The sequence below is a fragment of the Pseudomonas sp. JV245A genome, assembly GCF_032424515.1.
In the GTDB taxonomy this organism is placed as follows: Bacteria; Pseudomonadota; Gammaproteobacteria; order Pseudomonadales; family Pseudomonadaceae; genus Aquipseudomonas; species Aquipseudomonas protegens.
Map to the genome: position 1 here is coordinate 1 of NZ_VYKE01000417.1, position 1,019 is coordinate 1,019.

1 protein-coding gene is annotated in these 1,019 nt (G+C 67.6%); it reads right to left on the reverse strand.

Going from position 1 to position 1,019, the window contains the following annotated elements:
• Positions 1 to 43: 43 nt before the first annotated feature.
• Positions 44 to 1,019 (reverse strand): amidase family protein (locus F6S12_RS32125; RefSeq protein ID WP_315869907.1); only part of this gene is annotated, 976 nt, incomplete at its 5' end.

The window sequence follows — 1,019 nt, forward strand, 5'->3', positions numbered from 1 at the left end:
CTGCGGCGGGCTGACTGCGGCGCACGGCAAGAGGGTGCAAACCCTACACCGGCGACACCTGCTGGGCCATGGCCGCGCCGGTCATGGGGGCCTGTGGAAAGGGCGCGGGAAATGCACGCTCGTAAGCCCGGCATACTCGCAGCACCTGATCGTCGGCAAATCGCGCGCCAACCACCTGCAGGCCGATGGGCAATCCCGCCTCCGAGAACCCGCAGGGCAATGAGGCAGCAGGTTGCTGGGTCAGGTTGAAGGGGTAGCTGAAAGGCGACCACTTCATCCAGTCATCGTTAGCGCTGCCGGGCGGGGTGTCGTGGCCGGCCTCGAACGCGGTGATCGGCAGCATCGGGCAGACCAGCAGGTCGTAGCGGCTGTGAAACATGTTCATGTGGGCCATCAAGGCCGCTCGGGCTTCCTGGGCCGCGGTGAAGTCGGCGAGGGTGGTGTGGCGGCATTCTTCGGTAAAGCGCAATAGGCCCGGATCGAGCATGGCTTTCTGGGCCGTGCTCAGTTGCCGGGCCAGCGTCTGTGCGCCGGCGTAGATCACGCTCTTGAACAGTTGCAGGGGGTCGTCGAATCCCGGGTCGACCGCTTCGACGATCGCCCCCAGTTGTTCCAACCGCGCCACGGCCTGCGCCACCTGGCGAGCGACCTGCGGATCAACCTGCACATAGCCGAAGTCTGCGCTGTAGGCGATGCGCAGGCCGTTGAGGTGGGTGCTGTCGGGCAGCCACGGGGTGTGTCGCGGGGCTCCCATCAGCGCGTCCCGCGGGTCGGGGCGGGCGATGGCCTGCAGGAGCAGCACGGCGTCTTCCACGGTGCGGGTCATGGGGCCCAGGTGAGACACCAGGGTCGTCGCGCTGGCCGGGTACTGGGGGATGTAGCCAAAGGTGGGCTTGAAGCCGAAAGTGCCGGTAAAGCTGGCGGGGATGCGGATCGAGCCTCCGGCATCGCTGCCCTGATGCAGCACGCCCAGATTGAGCGCCGCGGCCACCGCTGCGCCGCCGGAGGAACCGCCGCAG